This is a genomic window from Arthrobacter tecti (assembly GCF_054511355.1).
Genome location: NZ_JBTNCT010000036.1, coordinates 1 through 1,798, shown reverse-complemented (window position 1 = coordinate 1,798; position 1,798 = coordinate 1). Strand labels below are relative to the sequence as shown.

Genomic DNA, 1,798 nt, shown 5'->3' with positions numbered 1-1,798 from the left:
GGCGGGTTCTAGTGGTCGTTGCAACACCCCCGTCTTTCGGGAGTTACAACGACAATGGCTTCATCATCTATCAGCGGGTCTTCCTTAGCGAAAGAGTCGTCTTCGGCGGAAACGGATCCGAAACCCGGAACAGGGCAGAGGCGCGCTTACCGTCGTTACACGGCGGCGGATAAGGAAGCGTTCTTTGTTCTGCTGGATCGGACCGGGAAGGTGAGCGCTGCGGCCAGGGAGCTGGGGATCACCCGGCAGACCGGGGACAAGTGGGCTCATGAAGTAGGCGCCGTTCCCAAGAGACCTCTCGAGGCGCCGCAGCAGCGGGCGAGTCAGGCCCAGAAGGACGGATTCTTCGCTGCTCTGGAACGCTTGGGCAGCGTGAGCCTGGCGGCACGGGAGCTCGGCTTGAAGCCGGGTAAATGCTACCTCTGGGTCCGGAAGGCGGGGAATGCGCCGCGCCCGTGGGTGAAGAAGCGTGAGGAATTCCTCCGGCTGCGTGAAGCCGGTATCAGCACCAGAGAAGCCGCGAAAGCTGCCGGGGCTAGCCTGCGCAGCGGATATAGATGGAATGAAGCCCTGCTTCAGGGCAACGGCCGCGTCGGTGGGAGCCAAAGCGTGGTCCTGCCGTATAACCAGGAGGTGACTACAACTCTTGTCGAACCCCTGGTCCTCGACGTGACACCGCCGGAGCAGGCGTGCCCGGCTCCGTTGACCGGGGCAGAGCCGCCCGCCGCGCCCGTAGCAGCTGGGGTGGCCCAGGAAGCCCTGGAACAGGAAATCAGCCCCCGATATCTGTCCCTGATAGAGCGCGAGAGGATCGCGGACCTGCACGCACGGGGTGAGTCGGTGCGTGCCATCGCGCGGGCATTGGGACGCTCCCCGGGCTCGATCAGCCGGGAGATCGGACACAACAGCCACCCCGTCCTGGGCTACCAACCCTACGGCGCGCAACGGCAGGCAACCGCCCGCCGGCCACGCCCCAAGGCCAGTAAACTGGCAGCAGCCGGGCCGCTGCGCGAGTATGTGAAATCAAAGCTGCGCGAGCACTGGTCACCAGAGCAAATCTCCAACACGCTGATCAAGGAATTCCCCGATGACCCCTCTATGCGTGTGAGCCCCGAAACGATCTACCAGTCCCTCTACTTCCAGGCCCGCGGCGGACTCAACCGCGAGGTCAAACAGGCACTGCGCACCGGGCGGACCCGGCGTAAGAAACACAAAAACCCCGAGGAACGCAGCACCCGTTTCCGGGACCCCATGATCAATATCTCCGAACGCCCCGCCGAGGTCGAGGACCGCGCCGTGCCCGGTCACTGGGAGGGCGACCTCATCACCGGGACCAACAATCAGTCCGCCATCGGAACCCTGGTCGAACGCACCACCCGCTACGTCATACTCGTCCACCTCCCGGTAGATCACAGCGCAGCATCCGTCCGGGACGGGCTCATCACAGCACTGGGCCCGCTGCCCGAGCACCTACGCGGCTCTCTCACCTGGGATCAAGGCGTGGAAATGGCCAAACACAACGCCTTCAGCATCGCCACCGACATGGACGTCTACTTCTGCGACCCCCACAGCCCCTGGCAACGCGGATCCAACGAGAACACCAACGGACTACTACGCCAGTACTTCCCCAAAGGCACCGACCTCAGCCGCTACGGCCCTGAAGACCTCGAACACGTTGCCCAGGAACTCAACGCCAGACCACGCAAAACACTCAACTGGAACACCCCAGCCGAGCAATTACGTGATCTACTCATAACCAGCTAACCACCGGGTGTTGCAACGACCCCCAGAATCCGCC

General features: G+C 63.4%; 1 protein-coding gene. It reads left to right on the top strand.

The features are described from left to right. Window positions 1–501 precede the first annotated feature (501 nt). On the top strand, window positions 502–1,764 hold the full coding sequence (locus ACX80C_RS19280; protein WP_459328080.1) for an IS30 family transposase: 1,263 nt from the start codon (window positions 502–504) through the stop codon (window positions 1,762–1,764). The last annotated feature ends 34 nt before the right edge of the window (window positions 1,765–1,798 follow it).